General features: G+C 36.9%; 1 protein-coding gene and 1 pseudogene. One reads left to right on the top strand and one right to left on the bottom strand.

The window, feature by feature from the left end:
- Positions 1-222, bottom strand: a 222-nt coding sequence (locus tag AACV33_RS00200) for a hypothetical protein (protein WP_182700652.1), incomplete at its 3' end; no start/stop codon positions are given.
- A gap of 143 nt (positions 223-365) precedes the next feature.
- Here AACV33_RS00200 and AACV33_RS00195 point away from each other — a divergent pair.
- Positions 366-3,493, top strand: a pseudogene (locus tag AACV33_RS00195) (DUF11 domain-containing protein); the annotation flags it as partial.

Genomic DNA, 3,493 nt, shown 5'->3' with positions numbered 1-3,493 from the left:
AAGTACTTTAATCGTATAAGTTAATGTGTCACCCGGGGTGTAGTATTGTTCAATGTTGCCATTAACATAAAGCTCTCTAATCGTATCAGAGCCTTGCAAAACTCGCTCATTTTCATGATGTGAAACATGTGAAACTTCAGTTACTTCACCAATATCACGATAAACATACGCATCATTAGGCAACAAATCAGTCAATAAACCTGAACTATTATCAGATCCCACAAAATTATCTTTTACTCTGGCTTTAATTTGAAATGTTTTTGATTCTTGAGGGTTTAAATTAAGTGTCGTTGACGATCCAATTTCAGGGTAAATAAAATTATCATAATGTTGATGAGAATATAAAAGGACTTAGTGTTCAGTTAATGGATGGAACCTATGCCAATCCATTCTCTGATATTTTTAGTGTAAAGGTTGAAAAAGAAGACAGTGATGGTGGTGCAGGAACAACAGACGGCACATTAGACGGTGTAGTTAAAGATGATGAAAATATAGACACAACGATAGATGTTGCTGGTGGTGATTATGTCTTTTATACCATTGAAGGCATTATTAGAGATGATGCGGTAGGCAATATTACTATTGGTGGAATTACAGTTAGATCAAATGAATTCCATTTAACGTTTTCTAAAGAAGTGGATGAAATTAATTATGAGCCAGGTGAGACATTAACCTATCATTTGATTATTACGAATAATGGGAAAGGTAATGCTTATGATATTCCTGTACTAGATGAAATATCAAAAGTAGAGGTTGAATTAATAGATGGCTCTTTTGGACCTGCATTTGAGCCTAATTGGACGATAGTAACTCAAGTCAGTGGTGGTGCGGTTGGAGGTAACGCCCAAGTTGGTACAGTTGAAGATGGAAAAGACATAGATACTAATGCATCGATACCAATGGGAGCTACGATTGATTATGTTGTTACCACAACTGTAAACCCTGCTGCTGTCGGAGATATAACTAATATTCTGGCAGTTAATGGGGATCATGTAAGTGAATTATCAAAACCTAATGCTCAGAAATTTGATGATGAAAAAACGATCCTTGCTTATTATGATACTGATGGAACAACGGTATTGCCAAGTGGATTAGATGGTTATAAGCCTGATGGGTTTATCGAGTATCAAATTGAAATTCGTAATGATAATAATGTACATTTGAATGATATTTCTATTGTTGATGAAATCAGCAAGATAAAGACTCAATGTTACGATTTAAACAATGGCACAACCGTTAACTGTAGTGCTTTTGACCGTTGGACCATAAGTTCAGAATCAGATGGAAGTCCAATTTCTAATCCCGGTATTGTCGAGAATAATAAAGACATAAATACAGAATTTGATTTAGCTTCAACAGGCTCAATATTACTTCAACCATTTGTACGTTATACAATTAAAGCGCATATCAGAAAAGAAGCGGTTGGCAGTTTTTATAATTCAGCTAAGATCGACAACAAATACAAAATAACTTCTGATCGTTCAGTTATGTTACCTGTGAATCTAATTGAAACCCACTTAGGTTATACAGATTCGACGTTATCAACACGAAAAACCACTTACGATCATACTGTTGATGGTGAGACGGTTACTTATCATTTACGTTTAGAAAATACAGGCAATGGTCTTGAATATGGAAAGGCTTTAGTTGAAATATTTTCTACCCTAAAAGTACAATTAGCCCAAACGATTGATGGTCAAGTGAATAATCAATATGGTGAAGTATACGAACCCTCTGGTTGGATAGTGACAGCAACCACATCTAGTGAGTCAATGACATCGATTGGAGGCTTTGTTGGTGGAAGTAATGTTGATATTGATCTTCCTTTTGTTTCAATCGCCCCTGGAGGTTGGATTGATTTTGTTATTGAATCTAACATTCGTGAAGAAGCATTAGACGACTTTAGAGTGGTTCCAACGTATGGAGCGGGTGAGTTACGAGCGGTACGTTTTAATGTTGAACTGTCTAATTTAAATGTCAGTAAAGAAATTATTTCAATTGATGGAAAGCCATATAGCAGTGGTGATTATTATAAACCGGGAGATATTGTTGAATATCAATTTATCGTAGATAATACTGAGCCTGTATGGAATGATAATACGGTTATTAAAGACTTAATTTCTAACATAAAAGTAGAAGTGATTGGTGGATCAATAGAATCAGCATTAATTAATACGAATATTAGTCATGTAATAACAAGAGGCTTAGACTTAAATGTTGATACCAAGCCATTGAGTTACGATCCGAGTAGCGATCTAGATATCCAAGAAGCGGACGGTCTTGATATTGGCCCAATGGAAGAAATAACATTTACGATAACCGGTGAAGTTCGTAAAGATGCGGTTGGTATTATTGACGGAAATACTGCCATTGGTGGAACCGACAGTGTCACCACCAGTACTATTCCACCAGCAGAGCCTATATTGGTCTTTGAAAAAGTCGTTACGAATACAACCGCGGATGGAGGTTCATGTTCATTTCCTTCAAATACAGGCAGTGGGTGTGAGTATAACCCTAATGGTCAGGTTACTTATCAAATAACCGTAACAAATGAAGGAGAAGGTATTGCTAACGATGTTCTGATTAAGGATCTTATTAGCACGATAAATACGTCGGATGGTGTGACTGCATTTTCTTCAAACAGTGTGAATTTGATTGATAGTCCGAGACCCTCTCGTTTTTCTATTAGTGGAAATTACAACGGTAACGGTGATTTAAATGCGACCTTTGATCTCATGCCAACAGATACTGTTGTATTCGAGATTAATGCGCTAGTTACAGGGGTAGCCACTGGTTCAATAACAAATACAGCAACCATTAATAGCGATACGACTAATAGCGTTATATTAAACGCGGGTACTGCAAAAATAATAGCGACAAAACAATCAGATATTGCCACCTATACACCGGGACAAACTATTAATTATACGATAGGGATTCTGAACAATTCGGATACTAACTCTGAAGTTGCCATTATCGACGAAATTTCCAGTTTTTTAGTGGAGACAGCAGACGGTTCAATGCAGCCCGCATTAGATTCATGGTCAATTTCTTCTCGTGTTGTTACTGATGGCGATCATGATTCTGTTCCTAGTTATACCGATATCAGTAGTTTATCGACCTCGGGAAATATTAACTCAACGATCAAAATGGCCGGAGAAAATGCCGACTCAACAAGAACGTTAGTTGAAATTATAATCACTGGTACCATTCGTAAAGACGCTATCGGCCAGTTTACGAACATTGTTTCAATTAATGGTAGTAATTATCGCGTTAATGTGGGGTACGTTGTTCCTGAAAAAGGAGAACTGTCGGTAACCAAAAGTACGACGAAAATGCCAGCAACCTACATTCCGGGAGAATCCATTGGGTTTGATGTCGCCGTTGAAAATACGGGGTTGGGTTATTTAGCCGATGTAAATATTTCTGATTTAGTGAGCAATATTACCACTGATTTTGCGGCTCAATCACGATTAGGTAACGTATTTGAGCA

The sequence above is a fragment of the Aliivibrio sp. SR45-2 genome (assembly GCF_963890165.1).
Lineage (GTDB): Bacteria > Pseudomonadota > Gammaproteobacteria > Enterobacterales > Vibrionaceae > Aliivibrio > Aliivibrio salmonicida.
Note: the sequence above shows the minus strand (reverse complement) of the source record. Positions and strands in the feature narration are given on the sequence as shown.